The sequence below is a fragment of the Paraclostridium sordellii genome, from assembly GCF_000953675.1.
In the GTDB taxonomy this organism is placed as follows: Bacteria; Bacillota; Clostridia; order Peptostreptococcales; family Peptostreptococcaceae; genus Paraclostridium; species Paraclostridium sordellii.
In genome coordinates this window covers 2,358,102-2,378,366 of sequence record NZ_LN679998.1, presented here as the reverse complement: position 1 = coordinate 2,378,366, position 20,265 = coordinate 2,358,102, and the positions used below count along the sequence as shown (strand labels likewise).

The 20,265-nt window shown below is 25.7% G+C and carries 18 protein-coding genes and 3 riboswitches; of the genes, 12 read left to right on the top strand and 6 right to left on the bottom strand.

Features of this window, described 5'->3' with window-relative positions:
• Positions 1-18 precede the first annotated feature (18 nt).
• Complete coding sequence (locus ATCC9714_RS11400; protein WP_057541088.1) at positions 19-657, top strand: cysteine hydrolase family protein; 639 nt, start codon at positions 19-21, stop codon at positions 655-657.
• A gap of 206 nt (positions 658-863) precedes the next feature.
• Positions 864-2,129 (top strand): glutamate 2,3-aminomutase, encoded by a 1,266-nt coding sequence (eam, locus tag ATCC9714_RS11395; RefSeq protein ID WP_155485702.1) that lies wholly within the window; start codon positions 864-866, stop codon positions 2,127-2,129.
• A 20-nt stretch (positions 2,130-2,149) separates the two neighbouring features.
• Here eam and ATCC9714_RS11390 read toward each other — a convergent pair whose 3' ends face one another.
• The 4 genes from ATCC9714_RS11390 to ATCC9714_RS11375 all read right to left on the bottom strand — a co-directional run bounded on the left by ATCC9714_RS11390 (position 2,150) and on the right by ATCC9714_RS11375 (position 6,046).
• Positions 2,150-2,815, bottom strand: coding sequence for a hypothetical protein (locus tag ATCC9714_RS11390; protein ID WP_057545683.1), 666 nt, complete (start codon positions 2,813-2,815; stop codon positions 2,150-2,152).
• Positions 2,816-2,960: 145 nt separating this feature from the next.
• Positions 2,961-4,592: a Na/Pi cotransporter family protein gene (locus ATCC9714_RS11385; RefSeq protein WP_054630643.1), complete on the bottom strand. Its 1,632-nt coding sequence runs from the start codon at positions 4,590-4,592 to the stop codon at positions 2,961-2,963.
• Between the two features lie 375 nt (positions 4,593-4,967).
• Positions 4,968-5,702, bottom strand: coding sequence for a DUF1129 family protein (locus tag ATCC9714_RS11380; RefSeq protein ID WP_057545684.1), 735 nt, complete (start codon positions 5,700-5,702; stop codon positions 4,968-4,970).
• A 5-nt stretch (positions 5,703-5,707) separates the two neighbouring features.
• Positions 5,708-6,046: a PadR family transcriptional regulator gene (locus tag ATCC9714_RS11375; protein ID WP_021124521.1), complete on the bottom strand. Its 339-nt coding sequence runs from the start codon at positions 6,044-6,046 to the stop codon at positions 5,708-5,710.
• A gap of 235 nt (positions 6,047-6,281) precedes the next feature.
• On the opposite strand from ATCC9714_RS11375, the gene ATCC9714_RS11370 reads away from it, so the two are divergent.
• The 8 genes from ATCC9714_RS11370 to ATCC9714_RS11335 all read left to right on the top strand — a co-directional run bounded on the left by ATCC9714_RS11370 (position 6,282) and on the right by ATCC9714_RS11335 (position 14,442).
• A complete protein-coding gene (locus ATCC9714_RS11370) occupies positions 6,282-7,553 on the top strand; it encodes an alkaline phosphatase family protein (protein ID WP_057545685.1) in 1,272 nt (423 codons plus the stop codon).
• A 146-nt stretch (positions 7,554-7,699) separates the two neighbouring features.
• Positions 7,700-8,572 (top strand): YitT family protein, encoded by an 873-nt coding sequence (locus tag ATCC9714_RS11365; protein ID WP_021124517.1) that lies wholly within the window; start codon positions 7,700-7,702, stop codon positions 8,570-8,572.
• Positions 8,573-8,714: 142 nt separating this feature from the next.
• The gene (locus ATCC9714_RS11360; protein ID WP_055328300.1) at positions 8,715-9,602 is read left to right on the top strand and encodes an ABC transporter ATP-binding protein; all 888 of its coding nucleotides are present in this window, start codon (positions 8,715-8,717) and stop codon (positions 9,600-9,602) included.
• A gap of 2 nt (positions 9,603-9,604) precedes the next feature.
• On the top strand, positions 9,605-10,363 hold the full coding sequence (locus ATCC9714_RS11355; protein WP_057545686.1) for an ABC transporter permease: 759 nt from the start codon (positions 9,605-9,607) through the stop codon (positions 10,361-10,363).
• 64 nt (positions 10,364-10,427) lie between these two features.
• On the top strand, positions 10,428-11,450 hold the full coding sequence (locus ATCC9714_RS11350) for a hypothetical protein (protein WP_057545687.1): 1,023 nt from the start codon (positions 10,428-10,430) through the stop codon (positions 11,448-11,450).
• A gap of 140 nt (positions 11,451-11,590) precedes the next feature.
• Complete coding sequence (locus ATCC9714_RS11345) at positions 11,591-12,313, top strand: response regulator transcription factor (RefSeq protein ID WP_057545688.1); 723 nt, start codon at positions 11,591-11,593, stop codon at positions 12,311-12,313.
• 1 nt (position 12,314) lies between these two features.
• Positions 12,315-13,724, top strand: coding sequence for a HAMP domain-containing sensor histidine kinase (locus tag ATCC9714_RS11340; RefSeq protein WP_057545689.1), 1,410 nt, complete (start codon positions 12,315-12,317; stop codon positions 13,722-13,724).
• A 352-nt stretch (positions 13,725-14,076) separates the two neighbouring features.
• Positions 14,077-14,442, top strand: a complete 366-nt coding sequence (locus ATCC9714_RS11335; protein ID WP_038293373.1) for a hypothetical protein — start codon at positions 14,077-14,079, stop codon at positions 14,440-14,442.
• Between the two features lie 138 nt (positions 14,443-14,580).
• Here ATCC9714_RS11335 and ATCC9714_RS11330 read toward each other — a convergent pair whose 3' ends face one another.
• Together ATCC9714_RS11330 and ATCC9714_RS11325 are read right to left on the bottom strand one after the other, a co-directional pair.
• Positions 14,581-14,910: a hypothetical protein gene (locus ATCC9714_RS11330; protein ID WP_021128060.1), complete on the bottom strand. Its 330-nt coding sequence runs from the start codon at positions 14,908-14,910 to the stop codon at positions 14,581-14,583.
• Between the two features lie 97 nt (positions 14,911-15,007).
• Positions 15,008-15,748 (bottom strand): hypothetical protein, encoded by a 741-nt coding sequence (locus ATCC9714_RS11325; RefSeq protein WP_057545690.1) that lies wholly within the window; start codon positions 15,746-15,748, stop codon positions 15,008-15,010.
• Between the two features lie 113 nt (positions 15,749-15,861).
• On the opposite strand from ATCC9714_RS11325, the gene ATCC9714_RS11320 reads away from it, so the two are divergent.
• Together ATCC9714_RS11320 and ATCC9714_RS11315 are read left to right on the top strand one after the other, a co-directional pair.
• The gene (locus ATCC9714_RS11320) at positions 15,862-17,316 is read left to right on the top strand and encodes a DEAD/DEAH box helicase (RefSeq protein ID WP_057545691.1); all 1,455 of its coding nucleotides are present in this window, start codon (positions 15,862-15,864) and stop codon (positions 17,314-17,316) included.
• A gap of 64 nt (positions 17,317-17,380) precedes the next feature.
• Positions 17,381-17,464, top strand: a riboswitch (cyclic di-GMP riboswitch).
• A 39-nt stretch (positions 17,465-17,503) separates the two neighbouring features.
• Positions 17,504-17,587: riboswitch (cyclic di-GMP riboswitch) on the top strand.
• Positions 17,588-17,625: 38 nt separating this feature from the next.
• A riboswitch (cyclic di-GMP riboswitch) is annotated at positions 17,626-17,709 on the top strand.
• A 57-nt stretch (positions 17,710-17,766) separates the two neighbouring features.
• Positions 17,767-20,265 (top strand): SpaA isopeptide-forming pilin-related protein (locus ATCC9714_RS11315; RefSeq protein WP_280136262.1); only part of this gene is annotated, 2,499 nt, incomplete at its 3' end.

Below are 20,265 nucleotides of genomic sequence, written 5' to 3'. Positions count from 1 at the left end.
CGTTTTATAGGGGGAAGTATGGAATTATTAACAAAAGAATTTGAGAATATGAAATTTAATCTAGAAAAATTAAAAAGCAAAAAAATAAATGAATTAGATTTAAGTAAAACTATGCTTTTTATAATTGACATGAATAATGGATTTGCAAAAAAAGGAGCACTTTATTCAGATAGAGTAGAAGCTTTAATAAATCCTATAACTAATCTGGCCAAAATTTTAGAAGCAAAAAATTGTGAAATAATAGCTTTTACAGATAGCCATAATAAAGATTCAATTGAATTGAGAAGTTATCCAACGCATTGTTTAGAAAATGATTATGAAAGCAAAATTGTAGATGAAATAAGTACTATTAAAAATCTAAAGGTTATACCTAAGAATTCAACAAATGGATTTTTTTGCTTAGAAGATAAAAATTTTAAAAATATAGATAATATAATAGTTGTTGGAGACTGTACAGATATTTGTATTTATCAGTTTGTAGTAACATTAAAAGCTTACTTTAATCAAAATAATATAGATAAAAATATTATTGTTCCTATGAATTTGGTAGATACTTATCATATTGATAATATTCATAATGCAGAGATTATGAATATAGTATTTCTTAATAGTATGATACAAAATGGAGTTGAAGTTATAAAAGAGATAGAATTATAAAACTATATACAAAATGCCTTATTTTAAGAAATAAGGCATTTTTTGTATATAATTTTCAGAATTTATTGAAAAGTAAGGCGCAATATGATAGAATATACTTCAATAGGAAAACGATATGCAAGAGAAGGTTCAATATAGATGTTAAAATATACACAATTCAAATGGGGAAGGGGGATACTAAGGTAAAAGGCCTTAGTTGAATGAATATGGATGAGAAGAATAGAGTTTCATTAGAAAGAGCAAAGGAATTAAAGTCAAGAATCGAAGACTATATAAAAATAAAAGATAGTATACCTAAAGGGTTGGAACAAGAAGAGCAAATTAATAAACGTAAAAATAGTATATTAAATATTTTAGGTGCAAGTGAATCAGATTGGAATAATTATAAATGGCAATTATCAAATAGAATAACAGATGTAGATACTTTAGCTAAAATATTAAATTTAACACAAAAAGAAATAGATAGTATAAGAGAGGTACAAAGTCAATTTAGATGGGCTATTTCTCCGTATTATTTAAGTCTGATAGATCCTAATGATTTATATGATCCAATTAAATTAATGTCAATTCCAACATATATTGAATTAGATGATGAAATAAGTGATCTAGATCCAATGGGAGAAGAGTTTACAAATCCTGCAGGAAGTATAACAAGAAGATATCCGGATAGATTAATTATAAATGTAACTAATGAATGTGCTATGTACTGTAGACATTGCCAACGTAGAAGAAATATTGGACAAGAAGATTGTCAAAAGAGTAGAGATATTATAAAAGAATCTATTGACTATGTAAGAAATAATGAAGAGATAAGGGATGTTCTTATAACAGGAGGAGATCCATTAACATTAAATGACAGTATGTTAGAGTGGATAATAAGTGAACTTAGAAGCATAAAACATGTGGATTATATAAGATTAGGAAGTAGAACGTTAGTTACGATGCCACAAAGAATAACAGATGAGTTTTGTGATATGATTAAAAAATATCATCCTATATATATAAATACTCACTTTAATCATCCAATGGAAATAACAAAAGAAACAAAAGAAGCTTGTGAAAAGTTAGCAAATAGTGGAGTACCTTTAGGAAATCAGGCAGTGCTTTTAAATGGAGTTAATAATGATAAATATTTAATGAGGGCCTTAAATCATGAGTTGCTTAAAGTTAGGGTAAAACCATACTATATATTCCATAGTAAACATGTAAAGGGAACTAGTCATTTTAATACTTCAGTAGATGAGGGAATGGAAATTATGGAGTATTTAAGAGGGTATACTTCAGGTATGGCAATACCTACATATATAATAAATGCACCAAAAGGAAAAGGAAAAACTCCATTATTGCCTCAATATTTAATATCTAAAGGAAGCGATTATATAATGATAAGGACTTGGGAGGGAGAAGTTGTCAAGGTCGATGATCATAAATCTGTAAATATTAAAGAAGCAATAGATAAAGTTATCATGTAGGAAAGTAGGGATATAAATCCCTACTTTTTATTTATGAAATTTCCATATTGTAATAGACTTTGATTTTTAATAGTTGATCTTCCTTTTTCATCAACAGAAACTATAGTTTCAAGTGTAGCAATTGTATCTAAATTAGAAGCATATAAGACATTTTGATGAATTTGTAGACTATAAAAACTTTCAAAAGGATTAATTATTGGATGAATAACACTTATATCAGATACAATAGGAGTGAATTTATCATGTTTTTTTTCATTAATATCAACTATAAATCTTTTGTTAGACTCTAAACATGAAACTAAAATCTTATTTGATTCTTCTAAAGTAGCATAACAATTTATTTGAATAGCTAAAGTCTCATCATCAACTAATAAGTCTAAATTATCATTATTGTAGTTATATATTCTTAGTATTCCAAATTCTTTAATATTATTATATTGGCCGATTATTAAAATTTGATTTTTATAGCTTTTAAATAGATTGCAAATAAATAATTTAGGCGAATAACCTTTAAAAGGTATTTTAAAAACTTTATTAATAGTATTATATTTTTCTATTACCAGTTCAAGACTTTGTATATAAGAACTATTTCCATCAGAAATATGGCCTATTAAACTTATTTTTTCAATTTCAGAATCCCCATCAATATCAATATATTTAACTTCTAAAAGTTTTGATACTTTCACTTTAAACACCACCCATATATTTAAACTTAATATATAATATGTAGAATAGTGATTATAGTATAAGACTTTATTAAATTTTATACTATTATTTTAATAAAGTTGAAAGTAAAAAAGCCATACAAATTTAATTTGTATGGCTTAATTTTTATGCTGTTTGATTAATTTTTATAACTCTTTTTGCTATACTTGCAGAGTGATCAGATATTCTTTCTAAATTAGTTAATAAATCTAAATACATAATACCGGAATCAATACTACAAGAATGAGAATTTAATCTATTCATATGTTTAGCTCTATATAATTTATCTAAAGCATCAACTTCGTCTTCTATTTTTAATACATCATTTGCTAGAGTACTATTATTTTGTTTCATTGCGTCTAATGAAAGCTCATAAGCATCTAAAACTTTACTATATATATCTATTAATTCAGATTTAGCACTATCTGAAATTTTTGTTTTATTTTGTATAGCTACTTCAGCTAACTCAGCTATATTTTCTGACAAGTCTCCAACTCTTTCTATATCATTTACAGTATGGAACAATAAGTCAAGTGAAAATCTCATTTTATCATCTAAAGTTCTATTTGATAATTTAATTAAATAATCTAATACTTTTCTTTGTTGCTCATTTAAAATCTTTTCTTTTTCAAAAGTTGTTTTTGCATCATCTTCTGATCTTTCAAGTAACGCATTCATAGAACAAGTAAAACTTTTTTTAGCTTTATTACCCATTCTAAGTGTTTCTCTTATTGTATTACCAAAAGCGATAGATGGAGTTTCTAACATTCTTTCATCTAAGTATTTTGTAATACGACTATCATATTCATCCTCTTCATCTTTTTTATCGGGTATAAGTAGCATAACTAACTTAACGATATATTTAGAGAATGGTAGTAATAAAATAACATTAATTATATTAAATAATGTGTGAGAGTTTGCTATTTGTCTAGCTGTATCTGTTGGATCTAAATAAGTAACTATCATAGAAATAGGCTTATTAAGTACTATCATAAATAACATAGTTCCTATAACATTAAAACATAAATGCATTAATGCTGCTCTTTTAGCGTTTTTATTTGCTCCGACACTTGATATAAGTGAAGTTGTACAACTACCAATATTATCACCATATAATATTGGTAATGCTCCAGCTAATGGCATTAAACCTTGAGATGATAAAGCTATTAGTATACCCATAGATGCACTTGAACTTTGCAAACAAGTTGTCATTGCAAAACCAGCAAGTAATGCTAATAAAGGATGATTTGCAAGGCTTGCTAATAAACTTCTAAAGCCTTCATACTGAGATAAAGGAGCAACTGCATCTTTCATAAATTCCATACCTATAAATAGGATACCAAAACCTATAAGTATTTCTGATATATTTTTAAGATTTGGTTTAGATTTACAACCAATCATATATAATACTATTCCTATTCCAAGTGCTATTGATGAGAAAATGCTAGCATCAAAAGATACTAACTGAGCTGTTACAGTTGTACCTATGTTTGCACCCATTATAACTCCAATTGCTTGATATAATGTCATTATACCTGCATTAACAAATCCAACTACCATTACTGTAGTTGCACCACTACTTTGAATGATTCCTGTAACAACAGCTCCTACTAAAACACCCATAACTACATTACTAGTTAAAAGTTCTATTGCCTTTTCTAGTTTAGGTCCTGTTGACTTTTGAAGACCTTCACCCATTAAGTTCATTCCATAAAGGAATAATCCTAGGCCTCCAATAAGACTTATAAATATAGACAAAATTGTCGCCTCCTCAAAAAAAGTTTATTTTCTTATTTTCGCAATTCTTACTTTTTTTATGTACGCTAACATATTAACAGAAAATTCGACATCTTTTGTTAAGAACATGTTAAATTTTAATTTAACATGTTTAAGAAAGTATTAAATTAGAGATGAATTAAATAGGAAATTTGAAGAAAAGAATATTTATATTATTATAAAAAATAGATATATACTAAGGTTAAAAGGTTTAAATAAAAATGTATTAAATAAAACTTTATTAAGTATAAGATTATTAACATAAAAAATAAAGGTTAAAAAATTTTTACATACTACAAATAACATGCTTGAGAATTCGAGAAGTTAATAAATAAAAGAGAGGATGAATCCTCTCTTTTATTTATTAATTTCTTTTGTTCTAAATTTAGTATCAACTATAAATATTAAAATTCCAAGTATAGTAAATGCTAAGGAGCTTTCATTATTTAAGTTTAGACTTGTTGTATGATTTAAAATACCAGTTAAATTCATTATAAATGGTAATAGAGTATAAATTAATGATTTAGATTTAATTCCAACTAAAATAGATATAAATAAAAGTAAAAGTACTAAAATTTTTATTAAACTATCTGTAAGTATAATTACTTTTGGCATATCTTTTGAAATTAAACCAATAACGATAAATGCTAAAACCTGAAAAACGAACACTGATAAACTAATTACTTTAAGTTTTTGATCATCGAAAGCAAACTTTCTAAATGAATATATTACTAATGATATAGATAAAAGGAATATAATTGGAATTCCAACCGCTTCCAATAATGAATAAGACGGTACTGTTTCAGACAGATTATTTAAAAAAGTCCATGTAAAAATAAAAAATAAAACAAGTAATCCTATTGAAAGAATACTTTTTTTATCAAAGGAAAGTTCTTTTTCAATTGATTTTGCATATTCCATAGGGGAACATCCGAATATATCTTCTACAGTTTTTCCTTCTTTTTCTCCCAATTCTAGATGATCTTCTGCTTGTTCTATAAATTCTTTAATTTCTTCTTCGTTTTTGCCTGAGGCTACTAAATAAGCATTAAGATCTAATATAAATTTTTCTCCTTCTTTTGATAGACTCATATAAATCATCTCCCTTGTAAATTTCTGTTATTCTTTAAAAGATTCTCTACACATAATGAAAGATTCTCCCAATCTTTTATAAACGATAAAAGTTGTTCACGCCCCTTATCTGTTATTAAATAATATTTTCTTTTAGGGCCACTAGCAGAAGCTTTTGTTATGGTAGTTACTAAATCTTCTTTTTTCATTCTAATAAGTAAAGGATATATACTGCCTTCACTAACCATATCAAATCCATATTTTTTTAGCTTTTTTACCATCTCATAACCATAAATTTCTTCTTCTGAAATTATAGCAAGAAGGCAGCCCTGAAGTATACCTTTTAACATTTGAGTTGAATTCATAATGACCTCCTAAATAATTAAGCTATCTTGCTATACAATATAGAATGAATATAGTATAGCATTTACTATATTGTATTACAAGTTACTTTGAAAAAATATATGATATAAAGTTAAATTAATAGATATACCGCCCTGTTGAAAAAACATTCAAAATTTATGTTATAATTTTATATAACCATAAAATAACAAAATAATATCATGGTTATATAAAATTATAAATTTAGGAGAATAAAAAATGAGTAGAGCAGTAGTAATATCAATTGACTCTTTATTTACTAGCGACATAAAGTTTTTAGAAGAATTACCTAATTTTAAAAAAATATTAAAAAATGCATCTATAGTAAAAAATATAAACTGTATATATCCAACACTAACTTATCCATGTCACACTACTATAGTAAGTGGAGTATACCCAGATAAACATGGTATAGGGCATAATGAGAAATTAGAATTAAATGAAAAAATGCCAGAGTGGTATTGGTATAGTAAAGATATAAAATGTGATACTATTATAGATTTAGCTAAAAAAAATAATATAACTACATCAACTATATTATGGCCAGTTACTGGAGGTTGCAAATCAGATCACAATATAGCTGAAATATGGACTAAAGATGAAAATGAAGATCATTTTAAAGTATACGACAACAGTTGTAGCAAACATCTTATGAAGACTGTATATCCTAAGTATTCACATATAATAAATTGGAATAGGGAACCATTTTTAGATGAATTTGGGGTTAGTTGTGCAGAAGATATAATAAAAGAATATAAACCAGAGTTAATGTTAATTCATTTAGCCTACTTAGACCATACAAGACATCAGCATGGGCTTTATGAAAAAGAAGTTATAAATTGTTTTCCAAAATATGATGAGTGGATAGGACGAATAATAAAAGCCTTAAAAGAAGTTAAGGTGTACGAAGATACTAATTTTATAATACTTGGAGATCATGGACAATTAGAAGTAAATAAACTTATAAGTCCAAACATAATATTAAAAGAAAAAGGATTAATAGATGTAGATGAAAATGGAAAGATTATAGATTATAAAGCGATATGTAAATCTGCCGGGATTTCTACTCATATAATTGTAAAAGATAAAGGGTGCATAAGTTACTTAGAAGACATACTAAAAGAGATGATGGAGTATGAAGAATTTGGGATAGAAAAAATATTTAACAAAAATGAATTAAAAAAACAATATAAATTAGACTGTGATGCAGAGTTTGTGTTAGAAGGAAAGCCTGGTATAGCTTTTAATAATGATGTATGTGGTGATATAAGTAAGTCTGTGGATAATAGCAATTATAAATACTGTTTAGCAACACATGGACATCTTCCTCATAAAGGAGATAAACCTCCTTTTATAGCTAAAGGACCAAGTATAAAAGAAAATGTAATATTAAATAAAGGTAATTTAGTTGATGAAGCTCCTACAATAATGAAAATTTTTAATATAGATATGAAAAATATAGATGGAACTGCATTTGATATAATTAAGTAAGTTTAAATAAATATATATTAAGTTGAAAGTATGAAACTTAATATATATTTAAAATCAATTATCAGAAAATTCTTGAATATTTTGTTAATTTGAGGTATCATGTATTTAGAGTAAATATAAATCATAAAAAGTAAGAGGTGACTAATATGATAAGAAAACAACTGAGGATAACTTATGAACTAATAATGATAGCTATAGGAGCTTTAATTGTAGCTATGGGACTTGAATTAATTTTATCTCCAAATGGAATGGTTGACAGTGGGACAACGGCTTTATCGGTAATAATACATTCCTTAACAGATATACCTATGTTTATATTGTTACTTATATTTAACATACCTATTTTACTATTTACATCAAAATCATTTGATAAAATGTTTTTATTTAAGACATTATGGGCAAATCTATGTTCTTCTATATTCTTATATTTATTAACTCCTGTACCACCTGTAACAACATCAGAATTTCTTATAGTTATTTATGGAGGAGTAGCACTTGGTCTTGGAGCAGGAATAGTTATTAAATTTGGAGGCGCAATAGATGGAAGTGAAATGTTAGCAATTTGGGCAAATCAAAAGTTTAAGGTACCTGTATCTACATTTTTAATGAGTATAAATATTATAGTTTTAGTTATAACTGCAATAGTATTTAGCATAGAAAGTGCTATGTTTTCATTGACTATTATATATATAATGACTAAACTTGTAGATCTTATACTAGATGGTTTTAACCAAGGAAGGTCTATAATTGTAATTTCTAACAAAAGTAAGGAGATAGGAGAACATATTATAAATAATCTTGGAATTTCAATAACTTATTTAGAAGGTTATGGTGGATATTTAGGTAAAAAATCTAAAGTTATATTATGTATAACTGATAAATTCACATATCCTACATTAAAGAAAAATATTTTAGAAATAGATAGTAATGCAATAATAGAAACTAGTTATTTAGCGGATAGTCACAATATAGAAAAAACTTCAATAGAGCATGTAATAAGAAAAAAATTAATAAATTAAAATAAAAAGTGAGGTTTAAAATTTTAAACCTCACTTTTTATTTTAATTTATTTAAGGATTATTTAAGATTGAGTTTATAATGGATTAAGATTACCTCCATATAATATAAACATAACAACGAATTAAGTATATGGAGGTAATTATGAATAAATTAGAAATTGTAAATTTAACTAAATCATATAAACACAAAAATGCAAATGAAAATATAAACTTAACACTAGAAAGTGGAGTTTATGGTTTACTTGGACCAAATGGAGCGGGAAAAACGACTTTAATGAAACAAATAGCTACACTTAAATGTCCAACTAGTGGAAAAATACTTTATAACGGAAAAGATATAAATTCTTTAGATGATAAATATAGAGAGGTAGTTGGATATTTACCACAAGATTTTGATGCATATAAAAACTTTAGTGCGAAGGACTTTTTATTATATATTGGAGCGCTTAAAGGATTGAGAAAAGATGAAGCTAAAATAAAAACGGACAAACTTTTAAATTTAGTAGGACTTTATGAGGTTAGAAATAAAGCTATTTCAAAATTTTCAGGCGGAATGAAAAGAAGAGTTGGTATAGCACAAGCACTTTTAAATGATCCTAAAGTACTTATACTAGATGAGCCAACAGCAGGGCTTGACCCTCAAGAAAGAGCTAGATTTAGAAATTTATTATCTCAGATAGGTAAGGAGACAATAGTAATTTTATCAACTCATATAATTTCGGATATAGAATCGGTTGCTAAAGAAACTATTATGATTAAGGATGGTAAAGTTTTACTTCAAGGAACACATAAAGAAATATTAGATGATATGAGAGGTAAGGTTTATAGTATAACAGTTGAAAGTGAAGATGAAGTTTATAAGATACAAAATAAATATAAAGTAGTTAACATACAACGTGGAATAAGTGATATAGAACTTAGAGTTATAAGTGAAATTGAAATAACAGATTTTAAAGCTAAGAGTATAGAGCCTAGATTTGAAGATGTTTATATGTTTTATTTTGACTTAGAAGATGCTAGGGAGGTATAAAAATGAATAATATTATAAACTCAGAATTAAAAAAAATAATAAAGAAAAAAGGATTAATGGTATTTTGGATATTATCTTTATTATTAGGATATATAAGTGTTAGAAACTTTAGTTTAGCAGATAGTTATGGAGATTTATTTAGTAAATTCTATGGGTTAGCCCCTTTAATGGGAATATTAATGTTTAGTGTATTTGCTGGTAGTTTTGTATTAGAATATAGTTCAAATATGGAGTCTATAATAAAGTGTACTAAAAATGGAAAAAATAAAATTGTTTTAGCTAAAAGTATAGCTTATGGAATTATTGCAAGTTTAATAAACTTATCTATGCTTGCAGTTATGAGCTTAAAAATAATAGTTGGAAATAATTTTAAAGGACTAGACATGCCTATAAAAAACATTTGGTACTTTGGAAATAGTGGATCAAACTTAACGGTTTTACAAATGTTAGTTATAATGTCTTTTACTATAATATTAGGATCATTTTTATTTGCTCAATTAGGATTATGGTTATCTTCTATAAGCAACAAGGCTATAGTTCCATTTTTCTTAGGTGGAATTATAATGGGAGTACCATATATAGCAAGTAGTTTTATAAGCGAAAAAATACTTGGATATACACCTTTATTTGGAATGTATAGCTCAGAACTTGTAAGGTATGGATTATCACCCATATCATTTGTAGTATTTTTAGTTATAGTTATTTTAGGAAGTTATATATTATATAAACTTACAAATAAAGGTTTTTTACAAGAAAGATAATTTTTACATTAGTTTATATTAATCAAATCATTAGAAATATGAAATTATCTTTAGGAGGTAAAAAATGTTTAATTGGGAAATAAAAAAGTTACTAAAAAATAAATCAATAATAATATCAGGAATAATTTTAGTGCTTTTATGCACTATGATGAGTTTTATAAAACCTGATTTAGAAACAGAAAATTCATATATAGATAATAAAGGAAATTATATTCAAGATACAAGAGAAAAATCAGTAATAGCAAATAGTAAATTAGATGATAAAGTTAATCAACTTAAATCTTTACAAATAAATAATAATAAAAATGTTGATATCTTAAGTAAGTCAATGTCAGATATGGCAAAAGAAAAATTAAAAAATGATGAAGGTAAAGAATACAAAGATATAAATTTTTATAAAGTTTTTAACTTTAGGGCAAGTAATATTTTTTCTGGATTTATTATAGTTGGCATATGTATATATATTTTTTCAGGTATATACACTGATGAAAAACTATCTAATGTAGATTCAATTATTTTATCTAGTAAAAATAAATATAAAGCATTATTTTCTAAACTTAATTTAGCTATAATAATGCCTATATTAATATATTTAATGTATTTAATAGTAGTAGGAGCAATAACCTATACTCAATATGGGCAACCCTTAAATGGAAATCTTCAAGCATATAGAATTGTTGATGTTGTTGCAGTATTAAAGCCAATGACTATTAACTCCTATACTGTTATAAATATAATGACCATGACTATTATATTTATAAGTATAAGTATATTTTCAAGTTTATTTTCTTTTATAAGTAAAAATTCAGTTGAATCTATAGTTTCAATAACTGTATTTTTAGTAATTGGTAAATTGCTTACTTTAATTAAGTTTTTACCAAGAGACTTATTAAGTGTAATTAGCTATTCAAACTATATAGATTTACTTATGAATCCACAAATGTTTATTGGAAATTATATGGGAAATATACAGATATTTGGGCAAAACCTAGGAATAATAAGTTTAGGATATGTTATTTTGATATTTATATTATTAATGGGAATTTTAGCTAATATATATGTATTTAAAAAATTTTTAAATAGATAGAATAAAAATAATAAACTATAGTTATATAACTATAGTTTATTATTTTTATATAAAAGCAGAAATTTATTAAAGTAGCTTTGTTTGTAAATATTACATATATTGGGTAATATATATAAAGAAATGTTATGGAGGTGATTTAATTGGAAACAACAATAAAGGAAAAAAATATTTTATTAGTAGATGATGAAATAGATATATTAAAGCTTTTAGGTACTGTATTAAATAAAGAAGGTTTTAAAAATGTATATAAAGCAGAAACAGGAAATGAAGCTATAAATATATTTAAAAATAATGATATAGATATTGTTGTATTAGACATTATGCTACCGGATAAAGAGGGGTATGAAGTTTTTAAAGAAATTAGGCAAATCTCTCAAGTTCCAGTACTATTTTTGTCAGCTAAAACTGAAGAAATGGATAGAGTATTAGGACTAGCATTAGGAGCAGATGATTACATAACAAAGCCATTTAGCCCAAAAGAAGTTGCACTTAGAATAAAATTGAATCTTAAAAAAAATCTTATGTTAGAAACTAAAAAAGATGAAGATACAAAGGAAAAATTGGTATTTGGACCATTTGAAATAGATGAAGATAGTGTAGAAGTCAAAAAAAATGGAAAAACTATAGAGCTTAAAGCTAAAGAGTTTAAAATGTTTTTATATATGGCAAAACATCTAGAACAAATTATAAGCAAAGAAAAGTTTTGCGATGAAGTATGGGGAGATGATTTTATAGGATATGACAATACAATAATGGTTCATATAAGGAGATTAAGAGAGAAAATAGAAGATAATCCATCAAAACCTAAGCACATAAAAAATATAAAAGGATTAGGTTACAAGTTAACTTTGAAGGAAAACTAAAATGAAATTGAGAATAACTTTAAAGTATGTAGTAAGTATAATTTGTGTAGTTATGATAGTCACTATCCTAAATATATCAGGAATAATGGGAGTTGTTATTTTTAATAATTCTAAAACTCCAAAGCAAGAAGGAGAAGTATTTACTAGAGATTTTAATAGATATATAAATATCAAAAATAATGAAATAGAAGTTAATGAAAAAGGAAAACAATTATTACGTAAAAATGACATGTGGATACAGATACTAGATGAAGATTCAAAGGAAGTATATAGATATAATGCTCCAAAAGCTCTCAATAAAAAGCATACTCCTGTAGAAATTATAAATGGGTATAAATATGCTGGTGGATTTGATAGTAAGGATGCAGAAAATGTATTGGTATCTAGTAAGGTTATAAATAATAAAGAGTATAGTTATATACTTGGGTTTGATAGAAATCAATTACAAAAGTATATACTTACTTATAATCCAAAAAACTTAGCTAATACTGTAATAAAAATAATATGGCTTATACTATTTATCGATTTAATATTAGCCATAATAGTTGGATATATATTTAGTAGAAGGTTAACTAAGCCATTAAAAAATATAATACGAGGAGTTGAAAATTTAGAAGAGGGTAAGTATGAGATTTTCTACAAAGAAAAGGGATTATATCAAAGTGTGTATAAAAAGCTAAATAAATTATCTGATACCTTAAAAAGTAATGAGATAGAAAGAAATAAATTAGATAAATTAAAGCAAGAATGGATTGCTAATATTTCACATGATATTAAAACTCCTCTATCATCAATTAAAGGATATGCAGAGCTTTTAAGTGATGATGATTACTATATAGATAGAGAAGAAGCAAAAGACTACGGAGTTATAATCAATGAAAAATCCGAATATATAAAAGAACTTGTAGATGATTTAAATTTAACAATGAAGTTAAAAAGTAGTGAAAATGTATTAAATAAATCAACTGTAAATATTGTAAGAGTAGTAAAAGATTGCATAATTCAGATATTGAATGACCCTAAATATTCAAATAGTAAAATTGAATTTTATACTAATAAAGAAGTAATAGAGAAAGATATTGATTTAATGTTGTTTAAACGAGTTATAAATAATCTTGTATATAATGGGCTTATACATAATAAAAAAGATGTGAATATAGAAGTAAGCATAGATTATAAAGATGATAAAAATACTATTTTAACAATAAAAGATAATGGAAAAGGGATAAAAGAAGATGATTTAGACAGAATCTTTGATAGATACTACAGAGGAACTAATACCGGTGAGGCTCATAAAGGGTCTGGACTAGGAATGGCTATAGCTAAAGATATCTTGGAAGCGCATAAATTTGATGTGAAAATTAGAAGTAAGATTGGATTAGGAACAGAAATTAAAATTTTTATTAAATAAAAAAAGCTATCTCAAGATAGAATTAATATCTATTACTTGAGATAGCTTTTTAACTAGCAGTGACACTTACAGCAGCGTCTGCAGCAACCACATCTAGGACAAATTTTAAAAAAGAAAAAACATCTACCACAACGTCTGCATTTACAACATAAAAATGACCTATTATGCATAAAATTCCTCCAGTATATTAATTAAAAGAGATCTCTTTTAATTAATATATTAAAATTAGTGAAAGTTGTGACTATTTATGTAGAATTAAAAAAATATATATAAAATAATGTCAAAAAAAAATATTAATCATATATTAAATTATGGATAAGTTTATCCATAATTTAATATGGGAGCTGATTTAATGAGTTGCAATAAAAAAAATAACTGTAAAAAATGGAATTGTGATGGAAATAATAATCACAAGTTCGTATGTAAGTGTATATGCAATTGCAATAAATCACAATGTTGCGAATGGACTAAATTCCCAACATGCAAAGATAAATGTGATAAAGATTTAGATTGGTTTTTAGGAAGATATGTTAGAGAATTATTAGAAAACTTAGATTTACCATGTGGACACCCAGGTATAGATGCTATATTAAGAATTTTAGCAGATGGTGGATGCTTGCCATGTGGACATCCTAGCTTAGAAGAGTTAATATTAATTGCTATCCTAGAAGATAACAAAGAACTATGCAAAGTTTTCCACAAACATTGTTGCAAGTAAAGCATAATTAAAGGGCTCTATAAGCCCTTTTTTTATTTATATGAATATATAGAAATAAAATGCATTTTATAATCTGAATGTTACAAATTGATATAAAACAAAAGCTAATCATACAAATAACTTGCTTTTGTTTTAAATTCATCTTTTATCGTAAATTAATATTAGATATGCTCCTCCTGCTAGATTTGGGCATGAATTTTTATCACAATTAACTTTACCGATGACTTTATTTTTCTTGTATATAAAACCGTTACTATCGATTTTTCCTATAGGGGAATCAGATTCTACAGAATATACATGACCATTATTATCAACACTTCCAACAATATTTTCTAAATTATCATATATAAGGTTTACATAAACTCTACCAACTGGACAGTCATGATATAGATGATTATGAACTATATTGTAACTGTCTAATCTAGCTACAGGTCTATTATTGTAAGGAAAATTTATTATTTCGAACATGTTTGTACTCTCCTTTTATCATAGTATAAAAATATGTTTTATTGAAGCTTATTATTAAAAATTTAAATTTATGATAAAAAGGTAAAATTAAATTTGTTTATATAAAATCATAAGTGTAGTACCATGTTATATTACTTAAATCTGATCCAAATAATTCATATTCTGTTGGTAAAAAAGTTAAAAGCACTTTTTTAGATCTTAGTACACCTAAATTTCCACATATATCTATATTTTTAAATAATTTATTAGCAAATGTTATACCTCGATTATCTCGTAGTTCAAGATAAAAGTTAAATAAACTAGATAAAGGCACTTTCTTTAAATTTATCATATACCCATCTAGATATAAAATATTTTTATCTTTTTTTATACTGTTTATTATTAAATTTATAGTATTATTTTCTAAGAAAAATTCTTCGCAAAAGTAAATTTCGGTTGTACTTTGACTATCCCTTGAGAATAGGTTATCATACAGATACTTATATAAATTAAAGCTTTCTAATTTAGAACTTAATATATTTTGAAGATTTTGTTTTGAAAATGATGAATCTATATTATTTATATTATTAATATATTTGGTAAATAATTTATACTCTAGAATCATAGCATTTTTTAAATCAGCTTTTATATTATGAGTTATACAATATGAATTTTCTAAGTTGGAAAATGTAGAACAACTATTAATATAATTTGAACTTTTATGAATATCATTTATTATTTTATTTATTGAATTTATAGTTTCTAGATAGTATTTATTTTTGCTGGATTGGAGTTTGTAACAAGTTAAATAATCATTTATATATTCTAAAAATTCTTTTTTTGTATAGATAAATACCACCTCCAATTAACCCTGTATACTATATATATGGCTAAAAAGTTATATAAGTTCTAGGTTGTGTTATAATAAATAACTATATGAAAATGAAATTTATTTTAGATAAGGTGGTAATAATGAAAACGAAATTTAATGAATTTAACCTGGATAAAAATATATTAAAATCACTTTTTAACATGGGATATGAAGAACCCTCAAAAGTACAAAAAGAGGTTATACCTAAGCTTATAAAATGCGAAAATATAGTGGTTAAGTCTAAAACAGGTAGTGGAAAGACGGCTAGTTTTGGAATACCGATATGTGAAATGATAAATATAGAAGAAAACTGTATTCAGGCATTGATTATTGTTCCTACTAGAGAATTAGCTATACAAGTAAAAGATGAAATATCTAATATAGGAAGAATTAAGAAAGTTAGATGCAGTGCTATATTTGGAAGACAACCTATAAAGGATCAAATAAATGAATTAAAACAAAGAGTTCATGTTGTTGTGGCTACTCCGGGGAGAGTAATTGATCATATAAAAAGAGAAACTATAGATATTAAAAATCTAAAATATTTAATTATAGATGAAGCTGATAAAATGTTAAATAAAGGGTTTATAGATGATATGGAGTTTATATTTAAAAAGATTTCAAAACAATGTAATATTGGTCTATTTTCAGCGACTATAGATAAAGATATAAAATATGTTTACGAAAAACATATACAAAGTCCAAATATTATAGAAATAAAAAATGATAAGTCTAAAGATAAACCTCAAATTAGAGAAAGATTAATAAATTCAACAACAATTAAAAAATATGATTGTTTAAAGAATATAATATATTATAATAATCCAAAAACCACTATTATATTTTTAAACACAAAAGATAGAGTTAGTAATTTATATAAAAAGATGAAGCAAGATAAGTTCTCTGTAGCACAAATCCATGGAGATATGTCTCAAGAAAAAAGAATATTTGTAATTAAAGATTTTAAGGAAGGAAAATATAATGTACTAGTTAGCACTGATGTTGCAAGTAGAGGAATACATATAGATGATGTTTCATTAGTAATAAACTATGATGTTCCAAAAGATAAGGAAAATTATGTACACAGAATAGGTAGGACTGGAAGACAAGACAAATATGGGCAAGCAATAACTATTATAACAGAAAAAGATGAGAGTGTTATAAATGATATACAAGAATATATTGGATATAATATAGAAAATTTAAAGGACTTAAATGAAGAGAGTATAGAATTAGGTAAAAGAAAGTTTGAAGAGAAATCTAAAAATTTATTTAAAACTAATCGTATAAATAAAAAAGATAGTAAGTTAAATAGTGAGGTTACTAAAATATATTTAAATGCTGGAAAAAAGAAAAAAATAAGAGTTGGAGATATTGTTGGAGCTTTTAGCAATATTGATGGTATAAAAAATGAAGATATAGGAGTTATTGAAATAAGTGATCTATGCTCTTATGTAGATTTACTTAATTATAAAGGTGAGATATTTTTAAAAAAACATAAACAAATATACATAAAAAAGAAACCTGTTAAAGTTAAGAGAGACAATACGATTTAGATTAATAAACTATAAATTTGATTGCAAAAAATATCGAAATTTGGTAAAATTAAGTGAATTAATTTAATGATTTAGAAACGAAGAAGTATATTCTGTATTTGGGCATCTGGAATATATGGAGTTAGTGATGCAACCGGCTATATTTACAAACTGTAGGTATAGCCTTTTTTATTTGAAAGTAAAAATTTAATGATTTAGAGACGAAGAAGTATATTCTGTATTTGGGCATCTGGAATATATGGAGTTAGTGATGCAACCGGCTATATTTACAAACTGTAGGTATAGCCTTTTTTATTTGAAAGTAAAACTTAATAATTTAGAGACGAAGAAGTATATTCTGTATTTGGGCATCTGGAATATATGGAGTTAGTGATGCAACCGGCTATATTTACAAATTGTAGGTATAGCCTTTTTTATTTCCAAATTTAAAAAATAAAAAGAGGTGATTTTTTGAAAGATAGGAAAGGCAGGAAGGTACTTAGCTTAGTTATTATTCTAAATATGATACTAAGTATAATATCGCCAAGTATAACTGTATTTGCTGACAGTAATATTAAACTGAAATTAACCAGTAATAAGAGTAAAGTTGATTCAGGAGATCAAGTTGAATTTAATTTAAACTATGAAGCTTTAAATGGGCCAGGAAGTATAAAAGATGGAGATGTAATAACTTTTGAATTACCTGATGTATTTAAAGATATAAGCCCCAAATATCCACCGGAGCATTTTAAAAGTGTAACAGTAAATGGAACAACTGTTACTGCCGTATTTAGTGAAGGAGCAAATGATGCAATTGGAGGATATATGAGTGTAAAAGCTACTGCTAAAAATGTTGAATCTGCTACAACTCAGAGAGTTGAAGTGAATTTAAATGGAACAGTGCAGTATATGGATATTGAAGTTGATCCTCCAAAAGAAGTAAATCCACCAACAGAAGAAATAATAGATAGACAAATATACAAATCAGTAGACAATCCAGACGGCTATGAAGGTTATGAAAATGGAACTCTAATAAATAATATAAATAATCCAGTAGTAGGGAAAAAGGTTCAGTATAGTATATATGTAAATGAAAAGCATGGATATATCTATAATTCATATATAAAAGATAGTATCCCAGAAGGTATGGAACTAGTCAGAAATTCCATAAAAGTTTATGAAACTAAATATGGACAAGAAGAAAGAAATGTAACATCTGAATTCAAAGGTAAAATGAACTTACAGAGTAATGAGTTTTATGTGAATTTTGGAACTACACAAAATAAATACAGAATAAGTTATGATTTGATAATAAAAAAACAAATGCCAAGATATGATAATATTGCAAGCTTAATTAAACATGATGGAGAAATATCATCAAAAGCTATAGTCAAACCTAAAGATGACGATAAAATTATATCAAAATATAGTAGAACTAATGAAACTGCCAAAGATGAAAATGGACATACAGTAGGTATAGTAAATTTAAATGATAACAAAGTTACATATACATTAGATATAAACCCTAATAACCAAGATATAAAAAATGCTATTGTTGAAGATGTTATACCATCAGGAATGAAATTAGTTGATGGAAGTATAAGAGTTGGAGCATATGATATAGCAGATAATTTTGAGTGGGTTACAAAGCAAATAAAAGATAAAATAAAGTTTGAAAATAATAAATTAACTTTAAACATCGGAGATACAAATAAACATTATTTAGTTTATTATGACTTAGAAGTTACTCAAAGGCAAAAAGCTTATACTAATAATGCCAAAATAAGCTATGATAAAACTTCTAAAGAAGTAAGTAATGTAGTTAGGTATGAAATGAACGCAGGTGCTATAAATGCTAGAAAAACTGTGGATAAGACCTCATTAAAAAAAGGCGATAGTCAAATCGTTAATTATACAATAGATTTTGACTGTTATGGATACTTTAATAAAGGATATTTAAATTTAACAGACAAGTTAGATCCAAGAGTTAAAATTTTAGATGTACAAGCACCTAAACATTTTAGTGTAAATATTGATAAATCTACTAATACAATAAATGTAACTAATGATATTAAACAGATAGAATATGGAGAACCACTACAAGTAAAAATAAAAACAGATTTTTCTAAAGTTGATGATGGAAGTACTATAAATAATATTGCAAAAATAAATAACTCGACTACCAATAAAGTTGAAACTAAGAAAGGGTATAGCTTTAAAGCTAAAAAATTAGATAGTTTAACAAAAGCACCTCTTGAAGGAGCTACATTTGAACTAATGGATAGCAACAAAAAAATAATAGCTACATTAAAGAGTGGAACAGATGGAGTTGTTTCATATAGTATAGATAAGCCTGGAGATTATTATTTAAAAGAAACTAAAGCGCCTAGTGGATATACATTAGATAATAAAGAAATTAAATTTACTGTAAGTGAAAATAACTTGGGAACTACCGTAAATTTAGGCAATATATTAAATTCTCAATCTAATCACAACTTAACTATTAAAAAAGTTGATTCGAGTAATAAAAATAAAGTCTTAGAAGGTGCTGTATTTGAAATTCAAAATCTTGATGGTAAGAAAATAACCACTTTAACTACGGGAAAAGATGGAATTGCAAATGTAAAATTATCTCCAGGAAAGTATAAAGCAGTAGAGACAAAGGCTCCAGAAGGATATATTCTAAATAAAAATTTATATACATTTGAGATTAAGCTAAGTGACAATTCTGATGTTAACTTAGTTGTTAAGAATGATAAGATAACAGGAAATATAGAGATAACAAAGAAAGATTCAAAAGATAGTAAGAAAGTACTAGCAAATACAGAGTTTACAATATTTGATAGTAACAAAAAAGAAATTAAAAAAGGTGTGACAGATAAAGAAGGTAAAGTAGTATTTGAAAACTTAGAATATGGAAACTACTACTATAAAGAAACAAAAGCACCAGAAGGATACACAATAGATAAC